The organism is Mycolicibacterium thermoresistibile (genome assembly GCF_900187065.1).
In the GTDB taxonomy this organism is placed as follows: Bacteria; Actinomycetota; Actinomycetes; order Mycobacteriales; family Mycobacteriaceae; genus Mycobacterium; species Mycobacterium thermoresistibile.
The window spans coordinates 3,984,711-4,008,724 of sequence record NZ_LT906483.1; the positions used below are offsets into that span (position 1 = coordinate 3,984,711).

Genomic DNA, 24,014 nt, shown 5'->3' on the forward strand with positions numbered 1-24,014 from the left:
GTCAGTGGGCGAAGTGTCGGGCGCCGGTGAGGTAGAGGGTCAGACCGGCGTTGGCGGCCGCCTCGGTGACCAGCTCGTCACGCATCGACCCGCCGGGGTGCACGACGGCCTTGACCCCGGCGTCGATGAGGACCTCCAGCCCGTCGGGGAACGGGAAGAACGCGTCGGAGGCGGCCACCGCACCGCGCACCCGGTCGCCGCCGCGCTGCACCGCCAGCCGCGCCGCGTCCACCCGGTTGACCTGGCCCATGCCGACTCCCACGGTGGCGCCGTCGGCGGCGATGACGATCGCGTTGGACTTCACCGACCGGCAGGCCCGCCAGGCGAAGGCCAGATCGGCCAGGGTGGCCGGATCGGCCGGTTCTCCGGCGGCCAGGGTCCAGTTCGCCGGATCGTCGCCGGCCGCGTCGATGGCGTCCCGCTGCTGCACCAGCAGCCCGCCGCTGATCTGGCGCATCTCGGTGCCGCCGGTCATCGGCTCGGAGGCCACCAGCACCCGGATGTTCTTCTTGCGGGCCAGCACCTCGACCGCGCCGGGCTCATAGGCGGGAGCGACGATCACCTCGGTGAAGATGTCGGCGACGGTCTCGGCCATCTCGACGGTCACCTCGGTGTTGGCCGCGATCACCCCGCCGAACGCGCTGAGCGGATCGCATTCGTGGGCCTTGCGGTGCGCATCGGCCACCGACACCGACGAGATCGCGATGCCGCAGGGGTTGGCGTGTTTGATGATCGCCACACAGATCTGCTCGTGGTCGAACGCCGCCCGCCAGGCCGCATCGGCGTCGGTGTAGTTGTTGTAGGACATCTCCTTGCCGTGCAGCTGTTCGGCCTGGGCGAGCCCGGGCCACGCCGACCGGTCGCTGTACAGCGCGGCCTGCTGGTGGGGGTTCTCGCCGTAGCGCAGCACCGCGGTGCGCCGCCAGGTTCCGCCGATCCAGGCCGGCAGGGTTGCCGACGTCGCGTCGTCGCTGGGCGCCAGGGTCTGCCCCATCCAGTTGGCCACCGCCACGTCGTACTCGGCGGTGTGCCGAAACGCCAACGACGCCAGGGTTTTACGCTCGGCGAGTGTGAAGCCGCCGGACCGGACGCCGGCGAGCACACCGTCGTAGCCGAGCGGATCGACCACCACCGCCACGGTGGCGTGGTTCTTGGCCGCCGCGCGCACCATGGCCGGTCCGCCGATGTCGATCTGCTCGACACACTCGTCGATGTCGGCGCCGGAGGCCACCGTCTCGCTGAACGGATACAGGTTCACCACGACGAGATCGAACGGCATGATCTCCAGCTCGCGCAGCGCCTCGACATGCGCCGGATTGCGCGAGTCGGCCAGCACCGCAGCGTGGATCTTCGGATGCAGGGTCTTGACCCGGCCGTCGAGGATCTCCGGGAAACCGGTGACAGCCTCCACCGGGGTCACCGGGATCCCCTGGGCAGCAATGGTTTTGGCAGTGGATCCGGTCGAGACGATCTCCACGCCGGAATCGTGCAGGCCGCGCGCCAGGTCGACCAGCCCGGTCTTGTCGTACACGCTGATCAACGCGCGCTGAATTGACCGCTTCCCACTCATCCTATGGTCGCCTTTCGTCCGCTCCAGGTGACGCCGCGGGTTGCCAACGCGGCCAGTACTTCAACCAGCAGTTGCCGTTCCACGACCTTGATCCGCTCGTGCAGGGTGGCTTCGTCGTCGCCCTTGAGCACCGGCACGGCGCGTTGCGCGATGATCGGCCCGGTGTCGGTCCCGGCGTCGACGAGATGCACGGTGCACCCGGTGACCTGCACCCCGTAGGACAGGGCGTCGGCCACCGCGTGGGCGCCCGGAAACGCCGGCAGCAACGCTGGATGGGTGTTGAGCACCCGGCCCTGGAAGCGGGAGAGGAAATGGGGGCCGAGAATCTTCATGAAGCCCGCGGAGACCACCAGATCGGGCTGATGAGCGGCGACGGCCTCGGTGATCGCGGCGTCCCAGGCCTGCCGGTCGGGGTAGTCGCGCAGCCGCACCGTGAACGTCGGAACGTTCGCCGCCGCGGCGATCTCGAGAGCCGCGCAGTCCCGGTCGGTGCCGACGGCCACCACCCGCGCCGGGTAGTCGCCGACGGCGGCCTCCAGCAGTGCGGCGAGCAGTGAACCGGTGCCGGAGGCCAGCACGACGACCCGCGCCGGTGCGCTCGGGGGCACTCGGAGCGGTTCTTGCACGGCGGCAAGCCTAGTCTGTTCGGTGCTCATCGTCCCTGCCGGTCGGGTCGGGGCCGGTCGGGTCGGGGTCGTCGACCATGAAGTGTTCCTCGGGGTCCTCGACGAGGTCGATCGGCGCCGCGGCATCGGGCGGGCCGGCGGGCGGTGCGGGCGTGGACACGTCCGGATCGAACTCGACCGTGTCCGCCGCACTGACCTCGGCCTCGTCGAGATCAGCCACGCCCGGGTCACCGAGCGGGGCCGGCGGGTCGATCGCCGGCGCGGCCTCGCGGTCCGTCTCGGCCGCGGCGGCCTTCCCGGGCCGGGGCGGCCAGTCGATCCCACCGGCCATCGCCACCGTCAGCCCGCCGATTCCGACGAACCACAGGAACACCGCGGGGCCGAACGTCGCGTGGTCCACCCCGACGTCACCGAAGTTGCCCAGCCGGCCGCCGCCGACGTAGCCGAGCGCCGCCATCGTCACCGCCGCCACCGCGGACGCGACGGCGAGTTTGCTCAGCGCCGCGAGCGGCCGCAACGGCCTGCGGGCGCACTGCTGACCGACCGCGACGCCGGCGACCGCGGCGATGATCAACAACGCCACCCAGACCGGGCCGAGCGGTGGCGTGGGCGCCGCGGCCAGCACCGGGAGCGCGGGAATGTCACCGCCGAAGACGGTGAACGAACTGAAGGCGGCCGGCCCGATGTGGGCGCTGGAGCCGACCGCGATCGCCGACGCGCCGACGATGACGTTGGGGATGTAGAGCGCCGACAGCACGGTCAGGCTGAACTGCCCGAACACCGAGTCGGTGATGCCGTACAGCTCGTGCATCGCACCCCAGTGCACGATCAGCGATCCGGCGGTGACGGCCCCGGACAGCCCGATGAGCGCCAGCACGCCGGCCGCGGCGGCGCGCAGCGCGTCGGGCAGCCAGTCCGGTGCGCGGGTGACGGTCAGGACCCGGCCGCCGATCCGCGACAGCACCCCGAACGCCGCTCCGATGGCGTGGACCGCCAGCACCGCGGTGAACGCCCGCAGCGCGTCGGGGGTCTGCAGTTCGGTGAGCACCGACGCCGCGTCGTGGATGATCGCCAGCGAGATGGCCGCCATCAGCAGCGGTCCGCCCAACGCGGCGGCGACCACCCACCGGATGACGAACCACGACGCCCGCGGGGAGGTCGCGGCCGCGGTGGTGCGGGCGACCCCCCACACCATCACCAGTGTCGGCAGCAGCGGCATGACGCCCAGCACGCGGCCGCCGATCGAGACCGGAACCTGATGCACCCCCAGCCACATGCTGGCGATGGCGCCGAAGGCACCGGTCATGTCGCTGTTGGCGATGAGCAGTTGCAACAGGGTGACCGCGGCGATGACCACCAGTGCGACCAGCGACGGACCGAACGCCACCTGCAGCAGGTCCCGCGCCTGACGGGCGCCGACCGGCCGGGGCGCACCGCCCGCGTGCGGCGGATTCATCACTGCTGGGCCGCTCCTCGAACCGACATGCGCACGTCGTCGCGCGCGCCGGTCAGCTTACGACGGCGACTGGCCGGACGGCGGCGGCGTCTGGCCGGGACCGGACTGCCCGCCCTGAGGCTGGCCGCCCTGCGCCTGCGCCTGCGCCTGCCCGCCGTGGCCCTGCCCGCCGTGCGGCTGGGCGCCGGGGGCCTGCTGGCCCGGCTGGCCCGGCTGCTGGGCCTGACCCGGTTGGGGCTGCTGGCCGGGCTGGGGCTGCTGGCCGGGCTGGGGCTGGCCGTAGCTGGGGAATCCGGTCGGCGGGGTCGGGGTACCGCTGTGGCCACCGCCCTGCGACGAGTATCCGCCCGTCGATGCGCCGTAGCCGCCGTACTGCGACGGATAGCCGGGACGCTGCTGGGGCGCCTGCACCTGCTGGGGCTGCTGTCCGTACTGCTGCTGCCCGTAGTAGCCGCCGTACTGGCCGCCGTACTGCGACGGGTCGTACTTGGGTTGCGAGACCGGCGGAGTCACCACACCGGAGTCGAACAACAGCACCGTGACGGCCAGGCCGGCCTGCAGCAGGGTGAACACCAGGATCAGCCACAGACCCAGGCCGATCGACACGCCCTCGGGGGAGGCGAGCACACCGTGCAGCGCCATGAGGAACCCGAAGACCGCGAGCACCGAGAGCACCCCGGTGGTGACGGCCTGCTTGGGCAGCAATGCGACCGCCGCCAGCAGACCGGCCAACAGCGCGGCGGCGATGCCGAACTCGATGCTCACGGGAATCATTCCCGGGGCGGCTCCCATGCCGTCGATGTCCCAGAGTTCGGCGAATCGGGCGAAGAACACCGCCAGGCCGAGCACCGCCACCGCGGCGGTCAGATACAGCGGAAGTTTGCTCGACCCTTCGGCATTCGCGATGCCGGCACTGGGCAGCGTGGTCATCTGCTGGGTCGGACCCCCATACTGGCTGGTCGGTGGTTGAGCGGATGGATAACCGGGGCTTCCGGGCGGGTAGGTCATGACCTCTCCTGTGCTGGTCGGGGCTCGGACCGGCTCGCGGCATGAACACGGGCCGCCTTCGCGATTCGGCCTTCCACGCTAGCGCACCGAGGCGGTGTCGCAGGACACCTGTCGGCGTCGAACCACATCGACGGAGCCGACCGGCGCGTCACACCGACACGGTCCCCCGGAAGACCGCGCCAACCCCGTCCTGGGCCCCGGCCTTGCCCGAAAGACTGGAACACGTTCTAATTCACCTATGGACTTCGGGCTCGTTCTCTTCACCAGCGATCGCGGGATCACTCCGGCCAAAGCCGCCACGTTGGCCGATGACCACGGCTTCACCACCTTCTACGTGCCCGAGCACACCCACATCCCGGTGAAGCGGGAGGCGGCCCACCCCACCACCGGGGACTCGTCACTGCCCGACGACCGCTACATGCGGACCCTCGACCCGTGGGTCAGCCTGGCGACCGCGTCCGCCGTCACCTCGCGGGTGCGGTTGTCGACGGCGGTGGCGCTGCCGGTCGAGCACGACCCGATCTCGCTGGCGAAGACGATCGCCTCGCTGGACCACCTGTCCGGCGGGCGGGTCAGCCTGGGGGTCGGATTCGGTTGGAACACCGATGAACTCGTCGATCACGGGGTTCCGCCGAAGCGTCGGCGCACGATGCTGCGGGAGTATCTGGAGGCGATGCGGGCGCTGTGGACCCAGGAGGAGGCGTCCTATCAGGGCGAGTTCGTCAGCTTCGGGCCGAGTTGGGCATGGCCGAAGCCGGTGCAGGCGCACATCCCGGTGCTGGTCGGCGCGGCCGGCACCGAGAAGAACTTCAAGTGGATCGCCCGCTCCGCCGACGGCTGGATCACCACGCCGCGCGACGTCGACATCGAAGAACCGGTCAAGCTGCTGCAGGACATCTGGGCCGATGCCGGCCGGGACGGCGCACCGCAGATCGTCGCCCTGGATTTCAAGCCCGACCCGGACAAACTGGCCCGCTGGCGCGACCTGGGCGTCACCGAGGTGCTGTTCGGGCTGCCGGACCGCTCCGACGACGAGATCGCCGCGTACGTCGAACGGCTCGCCGGCAAGCTCGGACTGTCCTGATCCCGGGGCCCGGACCGGGCGTCCGGTGCCGGGCTCAGAGTGAGGCGCGGTTGCCCTTCTCGGTCGACCGCACGGTGAACGCGGCGCCCAGCGGTTCGCCCTCGCACAGCAGCGCCAGCATGTCGTCGTCGCGGGTGGTGGCCAGGAACCGGCTGTTGTCCGCGTCCAGCCGTCCGACGATGATGCCGGTGCGGCCCTTGCGGCCGTAGCGCACCGTGTAGGTCTCGACGGTGGCGGCGCCGTCGGCCCGCTCGGTGATCGCCACCTTCGGCATCGCGGCGATCTGCTCCTGCAAGTCGGCGCTGCGGTCCGGCCGCCACTCGGCGGGTTCGGTGGAGTAGATTCCCACCGAGTACTTGCTCGCGAAGCCGCCGTTGGCGCCGACCAATGCGAACTGCCCCGGCCTGCCGCGCATCTCGGTCACCGCCTCGGCGATGGCGTGCAGCGAGTAGTTGTTGCCCGGACCGCCGAAGAACGGCAGGCCCCCGGTCAGCGTCAGACCGCGCGGATCGTCGGTGGCCAGCCCGGTGCCGTCGCAGATGTTGAACACCGGGAACGGGAAGCAGCTGTACAGGTCGAACGCGGCCACCTGATCCAGACCGATACCGGCGACGCGCAGCGCCTCCTGCACGGCCAGCACCGAGGCCGGGCCGGCCCCGAGGTCGGGCCGTTCCAGCAGCGGCTGTTCCTTCAGATCCGCGTGTCCGTGCAGGTACACCCAGTTGTCCTCGGGCACACCGAGCCGGCGCGCTGCCTCCACCGACATCAGCACCGCGGCCGCGCCCTGGTTCACCTGGTCGCGGGCCACCATCAACCGGGGATAGGGATCGCTGATCATCCGGTTGCTGTCGGTGACGGTGGCCAGCTCCTGCACGCTGCGTTCCACCGGCGACGACGAGTACGGGTTCTTGGCGGCCACCTTGGAGAACGGGGCGAACAACTCGGCCATCGCCAGCCGGTAGTCGTCGGCCGAGAGCCCCACCCGGGCCCGCCGCGCGTTCTCCAGCAGTGCGTACTGGGGCGGGGCGCCTACCAGCCCGTGTGTGACGCTGTAGTCGTCGATGATGCCGTCGTAGCCGTAACCGCGGTCTTCCAGCTGCCCGCCGACGGTCTCGGAGTGGTCGGGTTTGTCGTCGCGGTCGGCGAAGTAGCGCAGGGTCGAGGTGTTCTCCGAACCCATCACCAGCACCACGTCCGCCTCGCCGGCGGCGATGGCGCCGGCGAACTCGGTGACCAGCCGTTGCGGGGACTGTCCGCCGATGACTTCGAGCACCGCACGGCGCGGGTCGGCGCCGATGCGCCGCGCCACCGACCGCGGATAGTTGTCGGACTTGCCCAGCGGCGCCGGGGCGAGTCCGGAGATCTCGAACTGCCGGACGCCGGCCACGGTGTCGATGGCTGCCGCCACGTCGCGCCCGCCGCAGTCGGCCACCGCGGCGCGGGCCGCCTCGGTCGCCAGCTCCACCGCCGACATGCCGCGGTAGTCCGGCTCGCCGAGACGTTCGGTGAACTGTCCGACGCCGACGAGCACCGGGGTGCGCTGATCAACCATGGGCAACCTCCTGACACCGAAGCGCCGAACAGTGTTCCCGGCCGCGGACCCATCAGAATCGCGACCGGGAACACTGTTCCGGCGCAGAGAACTACAGGCTCTGCAGGATCTCGCGGGCCAGGCGCGCGGTCTCCGACGGGGTCTTGCCGACCTTCACGCCGGCCGCCTCCAGGGCCTCCTTCTTGGCCTGCGCGGTGCCCGACGACCCGGACACGATGGCGCCGGCGTGGCCCATCGTCTTGCCCTCCGGGGCGGTGAAGCCCGCGACATAGCCGACGACCGGCTTGGAGACGTTGGCCTTGATGTACTCGGCGGCACGCTCCTCGGCGTCGCCGCCGATCTCGCCGATCATCACGATCAGCTTGGTGTCCGGATCCTTCTCGAACGCCTCGATCGCGTCGATGTGGGTGGTGCCGATGATCGGGTCACCACCGATGCCGATCGCGGTGGAGAAGCCGAAGTCGCTGAGCTCGAACATCATCTGGTAGGTCAGGGTGCCGGACTTCGAGACCAGCCCGATCGGTCCCGGCCCGGTGATGTTGGCCGGGGTGATACCGGCCAGCGCCTCACCGGGGGTGATGATGCCCGGGCAGTTCGGCCCGATGATGCGGGTCTTCTGCCCCCTCTTGACGTTGTAGGCCCACGCATAGGCGGTGTCCTGCACCGGGATGCCCTCGGTGATGACGACCAGCAGCGCGATCTCGGCGTCGATGGCCTCGATGATCGCGTCCTTGGCGAACTTCGGCGGCACGAACACCACCGACACGTCCGCGCCGGTCTCCTTCATCGCCTCTTCGACGGTGCCGAACACCGGGAGTTCGACGTCCTTGCCGTCCTTGTCGGTGTGCGACACGGTGGTGCCGGCCTTGCGGGCGTTGACGCCGCCGACGATCTGGGTGCCGGCCTTGAGCATCAGCGCGGTGTGCTTGGTGCCCTCACCGCCGGTGATGCCCTGGACGATGACCTTGGAGTTCTTGTTCAGGAAGATAGACATTAGCCCTGGGTCCTTTACTTGTTCGCCAGCTCGGCGGCCTTGTCGGCACCGGCGTCCATGGTGTCGGCCTGGATCACCAACGGGTGGTTGGCCTCGGCCAGGATCCGCCGGCCTTCCTCCACGTTGTTCCCGTCGAGTCGGACCACCAGCGGCTTGTTGGCCTCGTCACCGAGGATCTGCAGCGCCTTGACGATGCCGGTGGCGACTGCGTCGCACGCGGTGATCCCGCCGAACACGTTGACGAACACGCTCTTGACCTGCGGGTCGTTCAGGATGACGTCCAGGCCGGCGGCCATCACCTCGGCCGACGCGCCGCCGCCGATGTCGAGGAAGTTGGCCGGCTTCACACCGCCGTGCTTCTCCCCGGCGTACGCGGTGACGTCGAGCGTCGACATGACCAGGCCGGCGCCGTTGCCGATGATGCCGACCTCGCCGTCGAGCTTGACGTAGTTGAGGTCGTGCTCCTTGGCCTTGAGCTCCAGCGGATCGGTGGCGTCACGGTCCTCGAACTCGGCGTGATGCGGCTGACGGAACGCCGCGTTGTCGTCGAGGGTGACCTTGCCGTCCAGGGCCAGGATCTGATCGTCGGGGGTGCGGACCAGCGGGTTGACCTCGACCAGGGTGGCGTCCTCCTTGACGAACACCTCCCACAGCTTGGCGATCGTCACCGCCGCGGAGTCGAGCACCTCCCCGGGCAGGTGACCCTTCTGGGCGATCTCCCGCGCGAACGCCACGTCGACACCGACGGTCGGGTCGACGGGCACCTTCGCCAGCCGGTCGGGCTTGGTGGCGGCGACCTCTTCGATCTCCATACCGCCCTCGACCGAGCACATGGCCAGGTAGGTGCGGTTGGCGCGGTCGAGCAGGAAGGAGATGTAGTACTCCTCGGCGATGTCGCTGGCCTCGGACACCAGCAGCTTCTTGACGATGTGGCCCTTGATGTCGAGTCCGAGGATGTTCTGGGCGTGGGTGAACGCGTCGTCGGGGGTGGCCGCGTACTTGACGCCGCCGGCCTTACCGCGTCCACCGGTCTTGACCTGCGCCTTGACCATCACGGGCTTGCCGATCTCGGTGGCGATCGCCTTGGCGTCCTCGGCGGTGGTGGTGACCCGGCCGGGCGTGGTCGGCACGTTGTGCTTGGCGAACAGCTCCTTCGCCTGGTATTCGAAGAGATCCATGGACTCGCTGTCTGTCTGTGGTTGTTCCCGGTATCACTGAGCCCACCGCCCGGCACGTCCCGGTGTGTCCCGGTCGAGTTGCGATCCCGGCGGGGCTCGTGAAACTTTATCGGTACCGGCGACCGGCTCCCGAATCGCCCTTGGCCCTTGTGGTGGATCTCACCAGCACAGCGTAGTGATCCATCTCACATTCCAGCCAGGAATAGCGGCACGGGTTGCCACAATCAACCGAAGTTGGTTACCGTCGTCGCGGTCCAGATAACGTTCTGATTACGACGACGAGAAGGACTTTGAGGGTTGGCGAAGCACCGTGCCGTATCTCCTGCGGGAGACTCGACGGACGCTCACCGCCACCCCCGCCAGGGGTTCGATCCCCATCCCGCCGAGATCACCGAGATCATTCCGCTCAGCGGTTTCGGGCGCCTGTCCGATCTCGGGGCCGACACGGACTTCTACGGCGACGCCTGGGACGACGAGTGGGACGTCGCGTTCGACCGGGAGTCCGAAGTGGTCTCGGCTCCCGAACTCGATGATCTCGATCCCGACGCCGAGGCTCCGCTGCGCCTGGTGGTGCCGTCCGAGTTCCGGCCGGATCCGCGCGACGAGCGGCCCTCCGGGCACGCCTACCGCGACAGCCACACCGATGTCAGCGACGGCACCGCGGCCACCGACGTCATCGCGATCGGCCGGCGTGGCCAGCACCGCAAGCCCGAACCGACCAGCGCCGGCAAAGGCCGCCTGATGATCGCCGCGATGGCTGCCGGAGCCACCGCGGCCGGGGCGTACTCGGTGGTCAACGGCGATGACGAGAAGTCGTCCACCGACGCCACCGTGTTGGCGGCCGATCAGGCCGCCATGCCGGATGCGATCGACGGGGCGACCGGCGGTATGCAGATCGTCACCGTCGCCCAGCCCGCCAAGGCGATCGTGCACGCCGAGGAGATCACCAAGGCCGCCGCGTTCGCCCAGGAGCGCGCGGAACGCGAGGCCCGACTGGCCCGCCCCCAGTTCGTGATGCCGACCACCGGCGTGTGGACGTCGGGTTTCGGCTACCGCTGGGGTGTGCTACACGGCGGCATCGACATCGCCAACTCCGTCGGCACGCCGATCCTGGCGGCCGCCGACGGTGTGGTGATCGAGACCGGCCCGCAGGGTGGTTACGGCATCTGGGTGAAGTTGCGGCACTACGACGGCACCGTGACGGTGTACGCGCACCTCAGTTCGGTGTTGGTCAACGTGGGCCAGCGGGTGATGGCCGGCGATCAGATCGCCCGGATGGGCAACACCGGCAACTCCACCGGCCCGCATCTGCATTTCGAGGTGCTGCTCGACGGTGTCAACCGGGTCGACCCGGCCGCGTGGCTCGCCAAGCGGGGCGTCGGCCCCAACAGCGGCTACATGCGATGAGCGGCCCGGCCCGATAAGTCCGGACCACCCGGGATCCGCACGGGATTACGGTGGATATCTGTGAGTGACGGCCCCGAAGACCAACCGTCCGGGTCTGCCGGGCCTTCGTCCGAACCGTCCGAACGTTCCGCCGACCGGGGCGCGGATCGGCCGCGGATCATCCGGCGCCACCCGACCGGCGCGCTCCCCGCACTCACTCAGCCGGCCGACACCGGTGGCGAGCCGCGCACCAGCCTGATCCCGGGCGCCGCCGAACAGCAGACCACCTTCATTCCCCAGCCCGGCACCGGGCCGTCCGCGCCGGCGCCCGGCACGCCGGCGGCCCGCCCGGGTGGCCCCGGAACCACGGTCGCGGCGGCGGTGGTGACCATCCTCAGCGGATGGGCCACCGCCGTCATCGCCACCGATCTGATCACCGGGTGGTGGCGGACCGACCGGCTGTTCTGTGTGGCCGTGGGATTCCTGACCGCGGTGTCGGCGGCGGCGATGATCGGCGGGCTGATCCTGATGTTGTTGCGCCGCCGCCTGGGCCGACTGTTGACGGTGGTCGGCGGGGTGATCGGGTTGCTGATCTTCGGCAGCCTGTTCGTGGCCGGCGCCGCGCTGCCGCCGGTGGTCTACGCCATCCCGATCCTGCCGGTGACCAGCATCGTGCTGACCGTCCTGCCCGCCACCGGGCGGTGGGCCGATCTCAGCTGACCACCCACCGGGCCGCGGTCAGCCGTAGTCCTTCCACTCCACGATGATTCCGTCGTCGTCGAAGCGCAGCACGCTGCACAGCTGCAGTTCGATGAACTCCCCGGCCGTGCCGAATCCCGGGATGTCCTCTTTGGCATGGCCGCTCCAGGTGGCCTCCCGGATCACCGTGTTACCGGAGACGGTGACGCGGGAGGGTTCGGAGAACTTCCGGTCCGGCATGATCGTCGCGACGAACTGACGCAACACCGCGATGAGCTCTCCCCGATCGCGGGTGGCGAATCCCCGGTTGTGGTGGGCGAAGTCGAGGTCCGGCGCCAGCCTCCGCTCGACCTCGTCGATGTCGCAGTCGTTGTAGGCGCGGAAGAACTCGTCGGACGCGGCCGCGAAATCGGTCATCGATGACTCCTGTCAATCTCGGGTGTTTCTGATTCGGGTGGTCGTTCAGTTGGCGGAGGTCGCCAGCTGTGCGGCGTCACCCTCGCTGCTGTCCTGATGGAAGGTGAAACCCGGGTAGCCGTTCGCCTCGGACCGGTTGAATTCGTCGAAGTAGGCCGGCACACCGGCGGCGTACAGCACGATGCGGTTGGGCCCGTCGGGGGTGTTCGCCCCGAAGAACCACGAGTTGGCGGCCTTGCCCTTCTCCAGCAGGGTGGTGTCGACGATCGCCTGCAGCAGACCCGCCCACTCGTCCATCGCCTGCTGGGTCGGCTCGATGGCGCGGGCGCCGGTGCGGCCCAGGTGCTCGATGACCTGGCCGATCCACCGGGAGGCCCGTTCGGCGACCGGCGGCGCGTTGCCGATGGTCGAATGCGGCCCGCCGATCAGGAAGAAGTTGGGGAATCCGGCGACGCCGACGCCCATCAGGGTCTGCGGGCCGTCGCGCCACACCTCCTTCAACTCCACGCCGCGCTCACCGCGCACATCCATCTGCTCCAACGAGCCGGTGCCGACCTTGAAGCCGGTGGCGAACACCAGCACCTCGAGTTCGACGACGCCGCTTGCGGTCTGGATGCCGTTGGGGACCATCCGTTCGATCGGATCGCTGCGCAGGTCGACGAGGGTGACGTTGTCGCGGTTGTAGGTCTCGTAGTAGTTCGTGCCGATGGGCGGCCGTTTGGTGCCCAGCGGATGGTTCGTCGGGCAGAGCCGTTCGGCCACCTCGGGGTCGTGCACGATGGACCGGATCTTGTCGCGCACGAACTCCGCCGCGATCTCGTTCGCCTCCTCGGAGACGAAAAGGTCGTCGAACGTCTCAAAGATGAAGCGGAATCCGCCCTTCTCCCAGCCTTCTTCGAGGATGCGCCGACGCTCCTCGGGCGGCGTGTCGAGCGCGTTCCGGCCGGCCGGCGGGATCGGGAAGCCGAAGACCTGATTGTGCGCGAGTTGCCAGATCTGCTCGTAGTCCCGCTTGATCGCCTTGCGCTGTTCCTCTTCGAGGGGGTGGTTGCGCGCGGGGAGCACGAAGTTCGGGGTGCGCTGGAAGACCGTCAGATGCCCGGCGGTCTGGGCGATCTGGGGGATCAGTTGCACGCCGGTCGATCCGGTGCCGATGATGCCGACTCGTTTCCCGCTGAAGTCGACGCCTTCCTTCGGCCAGGCCGCCGACATGTACCACTCGCCCCGGAAGGTGTCGAAGTCGGGGATGTCCGGCCGGTACGCATGCGCGATCCCGCCCGTTGCGGCGACGACATAGGTGGCCCGGTACCGGCCGCCGGCTTCGGTCGTCGCGGTCCAGGTGTTGCTCCCGGAGTCGCGGATGAGCGATGTCACCCGCTGGTTGAACTCGATGTCCTCGCGCAGCCGGTGGCGGTGGCACACGAAGTCGAGGTAGGCCTGCACCTCACGTTGCGACGGGTAGCGGTCCTGCCACTCCCACTCCTGCAGCAGCTCGGGGTCGAAGCTGAAGCAGTACGTCCACGCTTCGGTGTCGGTCCTCGCGCCCGGATACCGGTTCCAGTACCAGGTCCCGCCGACGTCGGATCCCGCCTCGAGGACACGTGCCCGAAGACCTCTGGAACGCGCTTCGATCAACATGCGCAGCCCGGCGAACCCGGCGCCGATGATCAGGACGTCGACTTCCGACGGTGACATGGGGGCTCCTATCCCTTACGGAAATCCCTCGGGAAATCCATCTGTTCCGCGACCGGCGGCCGGGCGCTCACGCCACTTCCGCCGACGGTTGTGACGCCCCTAACATACTCGAGAACTGACGCGCGTCGAATAAATTCGACACGCGTGCAGTTTCTTCGACGCATGACGAGACCGCGGCCGGCGCACGCCGGCGCCAGGAGGGATGACGAGGAAGATGATGACGAGGAAGATGACGCCCGGTCAGGCGTCGTAGAGCACGCGGCCCCAGACGAACGCGAGCACCCGCGGGAGGTCGGCGTCCGCCGGAGCTCCGCTGGTGATGGCGCGCATGTCCCGCTCCAGGGCCTTGACGTTCATGCCGACCAGCACCCGGGCGAGCGCCTCCGGGTCGGGCCCGTCGGGCGCCTCCCCCACCGCACGCTCATGGCGGATCCGGGCCGCGGATCCGTCCACGAAGCTGTCGATGTGGCCCTCGAACATCGCCCGGACCTCGGCATCCGTCGAGGCCGCGTCGAACATGGCGGCCATCAGCGGTGCATGCTGACGCCAGATGGCGACGACCCGTTCGAAGCTGTCGTAGACCTCCCGGCGGCGGGCGGCGACGCTGTCCCCCAGCTCGGTCCACTTGTCGAGCACATCGCTGATCTCGCCGAAGACATCGCCGAGCATGGCGCCCACGGCGGCGGCTTTCGACGGGAAGTAGAAGTAGAACGCCGATCGGGACAGGCCCGCCGCGCGGGCGATGTCGCCGACCTCGATCGCCGCGAACGGGCGGGACGCCAGCAGATCCTCCAGCGCCTGCAGTAACCGCTCACGTCGCTGTTCGCCCCGCGTGGGACCGCTTGAGTATCGGTTACGGACGCGGGGCTTGGACATCGTTCACTGACGGTATCGCATCGGCGCTGGGGTCAGAGTTTCTGCAGCGGCGCGTGGTTGTGCATGAGCTTGACCCGGCCGGCGCTGCCGAAATCGATCAGCGACATCGCCGACTCCCCGACGCCGGACACCTCCTCGACCCGACCCAGCCCGTACTTGTCGTGGTTCACCCGGTCGCCGGGTTGCAGCACCACCAGCGGACGGTTACGCGCCCCCGCCCGGCCGGCCCCCGCCCGCCCGGGGGCCGGCCGGCGGTGCTCCGGTGCGCCGAACCGCCCGACCCCGCTCCCCGGCGCACTGACCATCCCCCGCACACCGACGGCGCCGGGTGTCGGGTCGGTGCGCCGCCATTCGATCAGCTCCTGTGGAATCTCCTGCAGGAAACGGGATTCCGGGTTGAGCATCGGCTGCCCCCAGGACGACCGGACCTTGGCGCGGGTCAGGTACAACCGGCGGCGGGCACGGGTGATGCCCACATAGGCCAACCGCCGTTCCTCGGACAGTTCGGTGGGATCGCCCAGCGCCCGCATGTGCGGGAACATGCCGTCCTCCCAGCCGGTGACGAACACCACCGGGAACTCCAGGCCCTTGGCGGTGTGCAGCGTCATCAGCGTCACCACGCCGGCGCCCTCCTCGGGCAACTCGTCGGCGTCGGCGACCAGCGACACCCGCTCCAGGAACTGCGCGAGCACCCCGGTCTCCGGGACGTCCTCGTCCTCCGGGCCGCCCAGCGCTTCGGCGTTGGCCAGGTCGATGCTGAATTCGTGGGCGACGCTGACCAGTTCGTTGAGGTTGTCGAGCCGGGCGAGATCCTGCGGATCGTTGGAGGATTCCAGTTCGGAGCGGTACCCGGTGCGGTCGAGCACCGCCTCGACCAGGTCGCCGAGGTCATCGTCGAGTTTGCCGCGCAGATCGTCGAGCAGATCGACGAACGCCTTGATGCATTTCTCCGAGCGGGTGTTGAGCATCGGCACCTTGCCCTCGGCCGCGGCCACCAGGGCGTCGTTGAAGTTCATGCCGGTGTTCTCGGCGTACACCGCCACGCACGCCTCGGCGCGGTCGCCGATGCCGCGGCGCGGGGTGTTGAGGATGCGCCGCATGCTCACCGAGTCGCCCGGGTTGTCCAGCACCCGCAGGTAGGCGACGATGTCGCGGATCTCCTTGCGCTCGTAGAACCGCACACCGCCGACGACCTTGTACGGGATCCCGGCGCGGATGAACACCTCTTCCAGCGCCCGCGACGAGTTGTTGGTGCGGTAGAAGACCGCCACGTCGGAATAGCTGATCTCGCCGCGATCGGCGAGGGCGTCGATCTCCTCGGCGACGAAGCGGGCCTCGTCGTGTTCGTTGTCAGCGACGTAGCCGACGATCAGATCACCCTCACCGGCGTCGGTCCACAGCCGCTTCTCCCGGCGGCCCGGATTGTGCTTGATGACGGCGTTGGCGGCGTTGAGGATCGTCTGCGTGGAGCGGTAGTTCTGCTCCAGCAGGATGGTGGTGGCGTCGGGGAAGTCGCGTTCGAAGTCCTCGATGTTGCGGATGGTGGCGCCGCGGAACGCATAGATCGACTGGTCGGCGTCGCCGACCACACACAGTTCGGACGGCGGCACCGCGGGGGCGGCCGGATCGGCTGCCTGATCCGCGGCCTGATCCGCGGCCTGGTGGTGGCCCACGAGTTCGCGCACCAGCACGTACTGCGCATGGTTGGTGTCCTGGTACTCGTCGACCAGGATGTGCCGGAACCGGCGCCGGTAGTACTGGGCGATGTGCGGGAACCGTTGCAGCACCGCGACCGTCTCACCGATCAGGTCGTCGAAGTCCAGCGCGTTGGCCGCGCGGAGCCGGCGCTGGTACTCGGCGTAGACCTCCGCGACGATGCGGGCGAGCTCGTCGGAGGCCTCCGACGCTTCGGCCGCGGACTGTTCGGGATCGATCAGCTCGTTCTTGAGGTTGGAGATGGCGTTGGCCAACAGCCGCGGCGAATGCCGTTTGGTGTCCAGCCCCAGATCCTTGCCGATCATCATCAGCAGCCGCCGCGAGTCGTCGGCGTCGTAGATGGAGAAATTGGAGTTCAGGCCGGGCAGCAGCGACGCCTGATTGCGCAGGATCCGCACACAGGTGGAGTGGAACGTCGACACCCACATGCTGCGGGCCTGCGGGCCCACCAGCCCGATCACCCGTTCCCGCATCTCGGCGGCGGCCTTGTTGGTGAAGGTGATGGCCAGGATCTGGCCGACGGCCACATCGCGGGCGGCCAGCAGGTAGGCGATGCGACGGGTCAGCACGGCGGTCTTGCCGGAGCCTGCGCCGGCGACGATGAGCAGCGGGGAGCCCTCGTGCAGCACCGCCTGGCGCTGTTGCGGGTTGAGGCCCTCCAGGATCTGATCTGCTTCGGTCGCGGTCGTCATCTCGCGAACCAACCTACCGCCGCGAGGCGACATCTTTGCGCCGGCATGTCCGGAGTGGAATACTTGATTGCGTGCTCAAATGGCAGGGACGATTTTTTCACGGGTGCCGGTAGCGGTGCCCGTGGTCTGACTGCCTTCAGCAGAGCCCCGAGGTCCGCATCCGGATTCGGGGCTTGTCTCTTGTGTGGAGGCCCGGACACCGGATGAGACCTGACAGTCCACACAACGAGAAGACGGAGAATTCCCAGATGACAACCGAGACCCAGGCGGATTCCGACACCTCGGTCGACATCGACGCGCTGCGCCGCGAGATCGACGAACTCGACGCGCAGATCCTCGAGGCCGTGCAGCGGCGCACCGAGGTGTCCAGGCTGATCGGCAAGACCCGGATGGCATCCGGCGGCACCCGTCTGGTGCACAGCCGGGAGATGAAGGTCATCGAGCGGTACAGCGTGCTCGGCCCGGAAGGCCGCGAGCTCGCGATGCTGCTGCTGCGGCTGGGCCGCGGCCGCCTCGGCCACTGACCTCCCGGCCCGCGGAACACTATTCCGCGACGGGCCGGTTGTTGTGGGGTGGCTTGTGGGGTGGCTTCGGGGTGGCCGGCTCCGGTGCCGGTTTGTCCGGTGCCGGTGTGTTTGGGGGCGCGACGGCCTCCTGTAGCCACGGCGCCAGCCACTCTACGCCCTCCGGGGTGAAGTGCACGCCGTCGCTGCGCACCCGCACCCCGTCCACCTTCGCGGTGTAGCGGCCGTTCGGCCCCAGCTTCTTGTTCAGGTCCAGCACCGACACACCCGGATACTCGTCGACGACGCTGCGCAGGATGCGGTTCCACCGGTCCACCCGTTCCGGCTGATCCTCCGGGTACAGGCTGCCGTCCGGTTTCTCCCCGCGCCGGTTGTAGGGCACGGTGGTGACGATCACCCGGGCACCCGTCGAGGAGATGATGTCCAGCGCGCGGCGCAGCTCACCGGTCAGATAGGCGTCGTAGGCCGGGTCGCCGATGTGCGTCCAGCGGCCCTCGAAGACCCGGTCGACGATCTCCCACCGGCCGACGATCAGCAGCGCGACGTCGGGTTTGTCGTAGTTGATGCGCTGCGTCCAGCGGGCCGGCCAGACATCGCACTCCGGCTTCTGGTTCAGCGTCTCCCCCAGCTGCCGGTACGGGCCACCGCGGGCCAGACCGCAGCCGATCGTGGTGCGGTCGATGAACGTCATGCCCGGCATCGGCGGCAGATACCGCATCAGCGTCCAGCCGACCGAATCGCCGAACACCGACACCGTGTGCTCACGGGGCCCGGGCTGCACCGGCGTCACCCGGCGGGCCGCCTCGATCGGCTCCACCAGCGCCGCCGTCGACACCCCGGGCGGCAGCCCGTCGGCGGCCGGCCCGCCCGGGCCGACACCGACCGGCACGAACTGGATGGTCACCACCGCGGCGGTGGCCATCGTGGCGACGGCCAACCGCAGCTGCGGCACCCGCACCGGACGCCATCGCCGGATCGGCTGTTCGATCAGCCACCACGACAGCGTCGCGATCCCGACCGTGAGGATGCAGCGCACCACGAACAGCGGCAGCCCGGTCCAGCCGGTGCGTTCACCGTTGACGGCCAGGAAGATCGGCCAGTGCCACAGGTAGACGCCGTAGGAGATGGCGCCCAGGAACACCAGTGGCCGCCAGGACAGCAGCCGCGCGACGAGGCCGTCCTGGTCCAGCGCCACCGGGGCGATGACCAGGATCGCGGCGAGCGCCACCACGGTCAGCGCCCCGGCACGGAACTCCTCGGCGCTGCCGGTCAGGTGGTGCGCGGCGGCGCCGATCAACACCAGCCCGAGAACCGGCAACAACCGGGCCAGCACCCGGCCCCACCGGGTCCGGATCACCGACCAGCCGGCGGTCAGCGCGGGCCAGTCCCGCACCAGCAGCGCCGCCGCGGCCGCACCGATCAACAGACCCTGCGCGCGGGTGTCGGTGCCGAAGTACACCCGGTTGACGGTGTCCTCGCCGACGGTGCCGGTGCGGGCCATCCAGACCGCGGCGGCCGCGGACGCGATCACCCCGGCGGTCGCCAGCACGAACACCGCGGCCCGCACCGCGCCGATGGGCAGCCGGCGGCCGCGGCGACGCACCACGACGGCCAGCAGCACCGTCAACCCCAGCACCACCAGCGGCCACAGCAGGTAGTACTGCTCCTCCACCCCCAGCGACCAGGTGTGTTGGAGCGGGGACGGGGTTCCGCCCTGGGTGAAGTAGTCGGTCTCCTGCACCACGAGATGCCAATTCGCCACCCAGAACAGCGCGGCCAGCGCATCGTCGCGCAGTCCGGCGACCGCCTCGGGCGGGAACACCTGGCGGGCGAACGCGACGGCCAGCACCATCAGCACCAGCGCGGGCAGCAGCCGGCGGGCGCGGCGAGCCCAGAATCCGGTCAGGCTGATCCGGCCGCTGGCGTTGAGTTCCTCCAGCAGCAGCGACGTGATCAGAAACCCGCTGAGGACGAAGAACAGGTCGACGCCGATGAATCCGCCGGACACCCCGGGGATTCCGCCGTGCCCGACGAGCACCAGCCCGACGGCGATGGCGCGCAGACCGTCCAGCGCGGGGATGCCGTCGCGCCGGTCCCGGGCCTTCGGCGCGCCCCGGTAGCCGGGACGAGAGACCGGGTCAACCCATCTGCCCCGTTCCCGATGGGGTTCAGCAGTACGCACTGCCGACACCTGGCTGCCCTTTCTGTTCAACGCAGCAAGCTTAGGCGCGGCGCGCTCCCATCCCCGGGAGACACGGCCGGGGAGCGGCCGACTGTTTCCCGGGTTACAGATGTCGGGCTATGTCAAGGAGTTACGGCAAGGCGTCATGTCAGGGCGTCATGTCAGGGCGTCATGTCAGGGCTATGTACTTGGTCTCCAGATATTCCTCGATGCCCTCGGTGCCACCCTCCCGGCCGAACCCGGATTCCTTGATTCCGCCGAACGGGGCGGCGGCGTCGCTGATCACGCCGCGGTTGACACCGACCATCCCGGACTCGATCGCCTCGGCCACCCGCAGCGCCCGATCCAGCGAACGGGTGTAGATGTAGGCGGCCAAACCGTATTCGGTGTCGTTCGCCGCGGCGATGCCCTCCTCTTCGGTGTCGAATCCGACGATCGGGGCGACCGGACCGAACACCTCCTCCTTGAGGATGCGCGCGTCGGCCGACACGTCGGTCAACACGGTCGCCGGGTAGAACCAGCCGGGGCCGTCGGGCACGGTGCCGCCGACCGCGACCGTCGCCCCCCGCTCGACCGCGTCGGTGACCAGTTCCACGACGGTGTCGCGCTGTTGGGCGTTGATCAGCGGCCCCAGCGTCGACGACCCGTCGAGCCCGTTGCCGAGGGTCACCTCGCTCATCCGTTTGACCAGCTTCTCGGTGAACTCCTCGCGCACCGCGTTGGCGACGTGGAACCGGTTGGCGGCGGTGCAGGCCTCGCCGCCGTTGCGCATCTTGGCCAGCATCGCGCCGTCCACCGCGGCGTCGATGTCGGCGTCGTCGAACACGATGAACGGCGCGTTGCCGCCCAGCTCCATCGAGGTGCGCAGCAGTTTCGCACTGGCCTGCTGGGCCAGCGCCTTCCCCACCCCGGTGGACCCGGTGAAGGTGAGTTTGCGCAGCCGGCCGTCACCGATCAGCGCCTCGGTGAGCGGGCGCGGGTTGCTGGTCGGCAGCACCGACAACACCCCCTTGGGCAGCCCGGCCTCGTCGATCAGCTTGGCCAGCAACAACATCGTCAACGGGGTTTCCTGCGCGGGTTTGACGATCATCGTGCAGCCGGCGGCCAGCGCCGGGCCGATCTTGCGGGTGCCCATGGCCAGCGGGAAGTTCCACGGGGTGATCGCGTAACACGGGCCGACGGCCTGTTTGGTGACCAGGATGCGGCCGTTGCCGGCCGGGCTCGGGGTGTAGCGGCCGCCGATGCGGACCGCCTCTTCGGCGAACCACCGGAAGAACTCCGCGCCGTAGGCGACCTCGCCCTTGCTCTCGGCCACCACCTTGCCCATCTCCAGGGTCATCAGGGTGGCGATGTCGTCGGCGCGGGCGGTGATCGCCTCGAAGGCCGCGCGCAGGATCTCGCCGCGCCGCCGCGGCGCGGTAGCCGCCCACTCCTGCTGCACCGCACAGGCGGCGTCCAGCGCGGCGGCGGCGTCGGCCGCGGAGGCGTCGGCGACGGTGGTCAGCACCGAATCGTCGGCCGGGTTGCGCACTTCGAACGTCGACGTGCCGGCCCGTTCCTCACCGCCGATCCACAATCCGGTGGGAACCGACGCCAACAGTTGCTCGACCCTGGAATCCATACTGTTTGTCTTACCCGTTCGCCCGGTTCGGCGCACTACCCTCATCGGGGTGAGCTCCGATTTTCCGCGTGTTTCCGATATCACCGCGACCCCGGCCTGGCAGGCCCTGAGCCGTCATCACGGTGAGATCCGTGACCGGCATCTGCGGGAGTTGTTCGCTGAGGATCCTGACCGGGGCACCGAATTGGCGTTGACCGTCGGGGATCTCTACATCGACTACAGCAAGCACCGGGTCACCCGGGAGACCCTCGGGCTGCTGGTGGAGTTGGCCCGCACCGCCGGGCTGGAGCAGCATCGGGACGCGATGTTCGCCGGTGCGCACATCAACACCTCCGAGGACCGCGCGGTGCTGCACACCGCGCTGCGGCTGCCCCGGGACGCCGAGCTGGTGGTCGACGGGCAGGACGTGGTGGCCGATGTGCACGAGGTGCTGGACCGGATGGGTGACTTCACCGACCGGTTGCGCAGCGGCGAGTGGACCGGCGCCACCGGGCAGCGCATCACCACGGTGGTCAACATCGGCATCGGCGGCTCGGATCTGGGGCCGGTGATGGTGTACGACGCGCTGCGCCACTACGCCGACGCGGGCATCTCGGCACGCTTCGTCTCCAACGTCGACCCCGCCGACCTGGTGGCCAAACTGGACGGGTTGGACCCGGCGACAACGCTTTTCATCGTCGCCTCGAAGACGTTCTCGACGCTGGAGACACTGACGAACGCCACCGCGGCGCGCCGGTGGCTCACCGAGGCGCTGGGCGAGGACGCGGTGGCCAGACATTTCGTGGCGGTATCGACGAACCACCGGCTGGTCGAGGAGTTCGGCATCGACACCGCGAACATGTTCGGGTTCTGGGACTGGGTCGGCGGACGGTATTCAGTGGACAGCGCCATCGGGCTCAGCGTGATGGCGGTGATCGGGCGGGAGCGGTTCGCGCAGTTCCTGGCCGGCTTCCGCACCGTCGACGAGCACTTCCGGACCGCACCGCTGGAGCGCAACGCGCCGGTGCTGCTGGGGCTGATCGGGTTGTGGTACAACAATTTCTTCGGTGCCCAGTCGCGCGCGGTGTTGCCGTACTCCAATGATCTGTCCCGGTTCGCGGCCTATCTGCAGCAGTTGACGATGGAATCGAACGGCAAGTCGGTGCGGGCCGACGGGTCCCCGGTCACCTGCGACACCGGTGCGATCTTCTGGGGCGAGCCCGGAACCAACGGCCAGCACGCGTTCTATCAGCTGCTGCATCAGGGCACCCGGTTGATTCCCGCCGATTTCATCGGATTCAGCGAGCCCACCGACGATCTGCCCACCGCCGACGGCACCGGCAGCATGCACGACCTGTTGATGAGCAACTTCTTCGCCCAGACCCAGGTGCTGGCGTTCGGCAAGACCGCCGCCCAGATCGCCGCGGAAGGGACCCCGGCCGAACTGGTCCCACACCGGGTGATGCCCGGAAACCGGCCCACCACAAGCATTCTGGGCACGAAGCTGACACCGTCGGTGGTGGGCCAGTTGATCGCGCTCTACGAGCATCAGGTGTTCACCGAAGGGGTGATCTGGGGGATCAACTCGTTCGACCAGTGGGGTGTGGAGCTGGGCAAGACCCAGGCCAAGGCGCTGCTGCCGGTGATCGCCGGCGATGAAGTGCCTCCGCCGCAATCGGATTCGTCAACCGATGCCCTGGTGCGCAGGTACCGCGCCGAGCGGGGCCGGTCCGCGTGATTTCGGCGTGCTGACGGTCGCTGAGCGACCGCCGGCACGCCGAAATCCCTAGGTGGCGTCGGGATCGGGCCGGGTCCAGGCCAGGATCATCACCGGCAGGCATCCGCCGATCAGCAGCGCCGCCAGCGCCATCATCCCGCCCGCATAGGCCATGTCGAGCGCGGTGCGGGCGTCGACGTCGCGCATGATCGTCGACATCATGATGAGGTAGAGGATCGGCAGCAGCACCAGGTTCTGTGTCACGGTCAGGCCGATCGACCGGGCGTTGTTGCGCTGCTGGATCTCGTATTCGTCGAGCACGGCCGGCGGTGCGTCACCTTGGCGGCCGGACACGATCTGCAACACCAAAAACGTCGGGAAGAAGACCAGGGTGGCCGGCAGCCAGACCAGGGCCGCCTGACGGAAACCCAGGGCGCACACCACACCGACGACGGCCATCGTCGCCAGCGACAGCGCCAGGATGACGACGAGCATCCGGCGCCGGCGCTGGGTGCGCCACCCCGGAAGGGCGTGGAAATAGGTGCGCTCATTCTTGAGGAACCGCCGGGCGCGGTAGTCCTGGTAACGGTCGAGCAGGGTGGGGCCGGACGTTCGGGGGGTTCGGTCAGGCATGGGAAGTCCCTTCGTGCGGTCGTCCGTCCTTTCGGTAGAGCTCGGTCGACAACGGGGTGAACGGTTCGCGCGAGAACACGGCCTCGACCGGGAGATCGAACACCGCACAGATACGAAACGCCAGGTCGAGGCTGGGATAGTGATCGCCCCGTTCCAGCGCGCCGACGGTCTGCGGGTTGACGTCGATCAGTTCCGCGAGCTGCGCGCGAGACATCTGCCGCTCCGCGCGCAGGACCGCGATGCGGTTGTAGATCGGGGACGTCTTACCCCGTCTGACCGGACTCATACAACTAAGTGTTGTGTTTTCCCAACGATCTGTCAATGAAAATTTCAAATCGTTGGCGATATCTTGTGAGCGCGGTCGGCGAGCGGACACCTGCGGCGTCGAGTGTGCGGTGGTGGCGCCGAG

At 69.1% G+C, this 24,014-nt stretch carries 20 protein-coding genes; 5 read left to right on the top strand and 15 right to left on the bottom strand.

All coding sequences use genetic code 11. The features are described 5' to 3' along the window. Position 1: 1 nt before the first annotated feature. From purH to CKW28_RS18765, 4 genes are read right to left on the bottom strand one after another with little or no spacing between them, the layout of a single operon-like run. A complete protein-coding gene (purH, locus tag CKW28_RS18750; RefSeq protein WP_003925719.1) occupies positions 2-1,570 on the bottom strand; it encodes a bifunctional phosphoribosylaminoimidazolecarboxamide formyltransferase/IMP cyclohydrolase in 1,569 nt (522 codons plus the stop codon). After that, the gene (gene purN / locus CKW28_RS18755; protein ID WP_003925720.1) at positions 1,567-2,196 is read right to left on the bottom strand and encodes a phosphoribosylglycinamide formyltransferase; all 630 of its coding nucleotides are present in this window, start codon (positions 2,194-2,196) and stop codon (positions 1,567-1,569) included. The genes purH and purN overlap by 4 nt, the downstream gene beginning before the upstream one ends. A gap of 10 nt (positions 2,197-2,206) precedes the next feature. After that, complete coding sequence (locus tag CKW28_RS18760) at positions 2,207-3,652, bottom strand: cell division protein PerM (protein ID WP_003925721.1); 1,446 nt, start codon at positions 3,650-3,652, stop codon at positions 2,207-2,209. Between the two features lie 57 nt (positions 3,653-3,709). Beyond that, positions 3,710-4,660 carry a DUF5336 domain-containing protein gene (locus CKW28_RS18765; protein ID WP_040547013.1) on the bottom strand — a complete coding sequence of 317 codons (951 nt, stop codon included), beginning with the start codon at positions 4,658-4,660 and terminating at the stop codon, positions 3,710-3,712. Positions 4,661-4,898: 238 nt separating this feature from the next. Between CKW28_RS18765 and CKW28_RS18770 the strand changes: the two genes are divergently transcribed. After that, a complete protein-coding gene (locus CKW28_RS18770) occupies positions 4,899-5,744 on the top strand; it encodes an LLM class F420-dependent oxidoreductase (RefSeq protein ID WP_003925723.1) in 846 nt (281 codons plus the stop codon). Between the two features lie 34 nt (positions 5,745-5,778). Here the strand turns inward: CKW28_RS18770 and CKW28_RS18775 are convergent, their stop codons facing one another. The 3 genes from CKW28_RS18775 to sucC form a co-directional block, all read right to left on the bottom strand. After that, positions 5,779-7,296 carry an acetyl-CoA acetyltransferase gene (locus tag CKW28_RS18775; RefSeq protein WP_040547015.1) on the bottom strand — a complete coding sequence of 506 codons (1,518 nt, stop codon included), beginning with the start codon at positions 7,294-7,296 and terminating at the stop codon, positions 5,779-5,781. A gap of 91 nt (positions 7,297-7,387) precedes the next feature. Continuing rightward, positions 7,388-8,290 carry a succinate--CoA ligase subunit alpha gene (gene sucD, locus CKW28_RS18780; RefSeq protein WP_003925725.1) on the bottom strand — a complete coding sequence of 301 codons (903 nt, stop codon included), beginning with the start codon at positions 8,288-8,290 and terminating at the stop codon, positions 7,388-7,390. A 14-nt stretch (positions 8,291-8,304) separates the two neighbouring features. After that, positions 8,305-9,468 (bottom strand): ADP-forming succinate--CoA ligase subunit beta, encoded by a 1,164-nt coding sequence (gene sucC / locus CKW28_RS18785; RefSeq protein ID WP_003925726.1) that lies wholly within the window; start codon positions 9,466-9,468, stop codon positions 8,305-8,307. A gap of 297 nt (positions 9,469-9,765) precedes the next feature. On the opposite strand from sucC, the gene CKW28_RS18790 reads away from it, so the two are divergent. After that, positions 9,766-10,875 (top strand): M23 family metallopeptidase, encoded by a 1,110-nt coding sequence (locus CKW28_RS18790; protein ID WP_003925727.1) that lies wholly within the window; start codon positions 9,766-9,768, stop codon positions 10,873-10,875. 60 nt (positions 10,876-10,935) lie between these two features. Then, complete coding sequence (locus CKW28_RS18795) at positions 10,936-11,574, top strand: hypothetical protein (protein WP_003925728.1); 639 nt, start codon at positions 10,936-10,938, stop codon at positions 11,572-11,574. 18 nt (positions 11,575-11,592) lie between these two features. Here CKW28_RS18795 and CKW28_RS18800 read toward each other — a convergent pair whose 3' ends face one another. From CKW28_RS18800 to pcrA, 4 genes are all read right to left on the bottom strand, one after another. After that, positions 11,593-11,970: a nuclear transport factor 2 family protein gene (locus tag CKW28_RS18800; protein ID WP_003925729.1), complete on the bottom strand. Its 378-nt coding sequence runs from the start codon at positions 11,968-11,970 to the stop codon at positions 11,593-11,595. Between the two features lie 45 nt (positions 11,971-12,015). After that, positions 12,016-13,665, bottom strand: a complete 1,650-nt coding sequence (locus tag CKW28_RS18805) for a flavin-containing monooxygenase (protein ID WP_003925730.1) — start codon at positions 13,663-13,665, stop codon at positions 12,016-12,018. A 240-nt stretch (positions 13,666-13,905) separates the two neighbouring features. Next, positions 13,906-14,541 (bottom strand): TetR/AcrR family transcriptional regulator, encoded by a 636-nt coding sequence (locus CKW28_RS18810; protein ID WP_003925731.1) that lies wholly within the window; start codon positions 14,539-14,541, stop codon positions 13,906-13,908. A gap of 32 nt (positions 14,542-14,573) precedes the next feature. Beyond that, complete coding sequence (gene pcrA, locus CKW28_RS18815) at positions 14,574-16,949, bottom strand: DNA helicase PcrA (protein WP_061252258.1); 2,376 nt, start codon at positions 16,947-16,949, stop codon at positions 14,574-14,576. A 203-nt stretch (positions 16,950-17,152) separates the two neighbouring features. Here pcrA and CKW28_RS18820 point away from each other — a divergent pair, with 203 nt between their 5' ends. Then, the gene (locus tag CKW28_RS18820; protein WP_050811969.1) at positions 17,153-17,473 is read left to right on the top strand and encodes a chorismate mutase; all 321 of its coding nucleotides are present in this window, start codon (positions 17,153-17,155) and stop codon (positions 17,471-17,473) included. A 19-nt stretch (positions 17,474-17,492) separates the two neighbouring features. Here the strand turns inward: CKW28_RS18820 and CKW28_RS18825 are convergent, their stop codons facing one another. Both CKW28_RS18825 and CKW28_RS18830 read right to left on the bottom strand, forming a co-directional pair. Then, positions 17,493-19,664, bottom strand: coding sequence for an acyltransferase family protein (locus tag CKW28_RS18825; protein ID WP_003925734.1), 2,172 nt, complete (start codon positions 19,662-19,664; stop codon positions 17,493-17,495). Between the two features lie 160 nt (positions 19,665-19,824). Further along, positions 19,825-21,276, bottom strand: coding sequence for an NAD-dependent succinate-semialdehyde dehydrogenase (locus CKW28_RS18830; RefSeq protein WP_003925735.1), 1,452 nt, complete (start codon positions 21,274-21,276; stop codon positions 19,825-19,827). Between the two features lie 49 nt (positions 21,277-21,325). Here CKW28_RS18830 and pgi point away from each other — a divergent pair, with 49 nt between their 5' ends. Next, entirely contained in the window at positions 21,326-22,993 is a 1,668-nt protein-coding gene (gene pgi, locus CKW28_RS18835) for a glucose-6-phosphate isomerase (RefSeq protein WP_003925736.1), read from the top strand. 48 nt (positions 22,994-23,041) lie between these two features. Here pgi and CKW28_RS18840 read toward each other — a convergent pair whose 3' ends face one another. Together CKW28_RS18840 and CKW28_RS18845 are read right to left on the bottom strand one after the other, a co-directional pair. Further along, on the bottom strand, positions 23,042-23,605 hold the full coding sequence (locus CKW28_RS18840) for a hypothetical protein (RefSeq protein ID WP_003925737.1): 564 nt from the start codon (positions 23,603-23,605) through the stop codon (positions 23,042-23,044). Continuing rightward, the gene (locus CKW28_RS18845; protein WP_003925738.1) at positions 23,598-23,891 is read right to left on the bottom strand and encodes a helix-turn-helix transcriptional regulator; all 294 of its coding nucleotides are present in this window, start codon (positions 23,889-23,891) and stop codon (positions 23,598-23,600) included. Before CKW28_RS18845 ends, CKW28_RS18840 begins: the two co-directional genes overlap by 8 nt. Between the last annotated feature and the right edge of the window lie 123 nt (positions 23,892-24,014).

Bases quoted from the DNA above. Each gene is read 5' to 3' on its own strand.
- pcrA (WP_061252258.1), bottom strand. From the start codon at position 16,949: ATGACGACCGCGACCGAAGCAGATCAGATCCTGGAGGGCCTCAACCCG.
- sucD (WP_003925725.1), bottom strand. From the start codon at position 8,290: ATGTCTATCTTCCTGAACAAGAACTCCAAGGTCATCGTCCAGGGCATC.
- CKW28_RS18830 (WP_003925735.1), bottom strand. From the start codon at position 21,276: ATGGATTCCAGGGTCGAGCAACTGTTGGCGTCGGTTCCCACCGGATTG.
- sucC (WP_003925726.1), bottom strand. From the start codon at position 9,468: ATGGATCTCTTCGAATACCAGGCGAAGGAGCTGTTCGCCAAGCACAAC.
- CKW28_RS18765 (WP_040547013.1), bottom strand. From the start codon at position 4,660: ATGACCTACCCGCCCGGAAGCCCCGGTTATCCATCCGCTCAACCACCG.
- CKW28_RS18775 (WP_040547015.1), bottom strand. From the start codon at position 7,296: ATGGTTGATCAGCGCACCCCGGTGCTCGTCGGCGTCGGACAGTTCACC.
- CKW28_RS18845 (WP_003925738.1), bottom strand. From the start codon at position 23,891: ATGAGTCCGGTCAGACGGGGTAAGACGTCCCCGATCTACAACCGCATC.
- CKW28_RS18840 (WP_003925737.1), bottom strand. From the start codon at position 23,605: ATGCCTGACCGAACCCCCCGAACGTCCGGCCCCACCCTGCTCGACCGT.
- CKW28_RS18760 (WP_003925721.1), bottom strand. From the start codon at position 3,652: ATGAATCCGCCGCACGCGGGCGGTGCGCCCCGGCCGGTCGGCGCCCGT.
- CKW28_RS18820 (WP_050811969.1), top strand. From the start codon at position 17,153: ATGAGACCTGACAGTCCACACAACGAGAAGACGGAGAATTCCCAGATG.
- CKW28_RS18805 (WP_003925730.1), bottom strand. From the start codon at position 13,665: ATGTCACCGTCGGAAGTCGACGTCCTGATCATCGGCGCCGGGTTCGCC.
- purH (WP_003925719.1), bottom strand. From the start codon at position 1,570: ATGAGTGGGAAGCGGTCAATTCAGCGCGCGTTGATCAGCGTGTACGAC.
- CKW28_RS18770 (WP_003925723.1), top strand. From the start codon at position 4,899: ATGGACTTCGGGCTCGTTCTCTTCACCAGCGATCGCGGGATCACTCCG.
- CKW28_RS18800 (WP_003925729.1), bottom strand. From the start codon at position 11,970: ATGACCGATTTCGCGGCCGCGTCCGACGAGTTCTTCCGCGCCTACAAC.
- CKW28_RS18810 (WP_003925731.1), bottom strand. From the start codon at position 14,541: ATGTCCAAGCCCCGCGTCCGTAACCGATACTCAAGCGGTCCCACGCGG.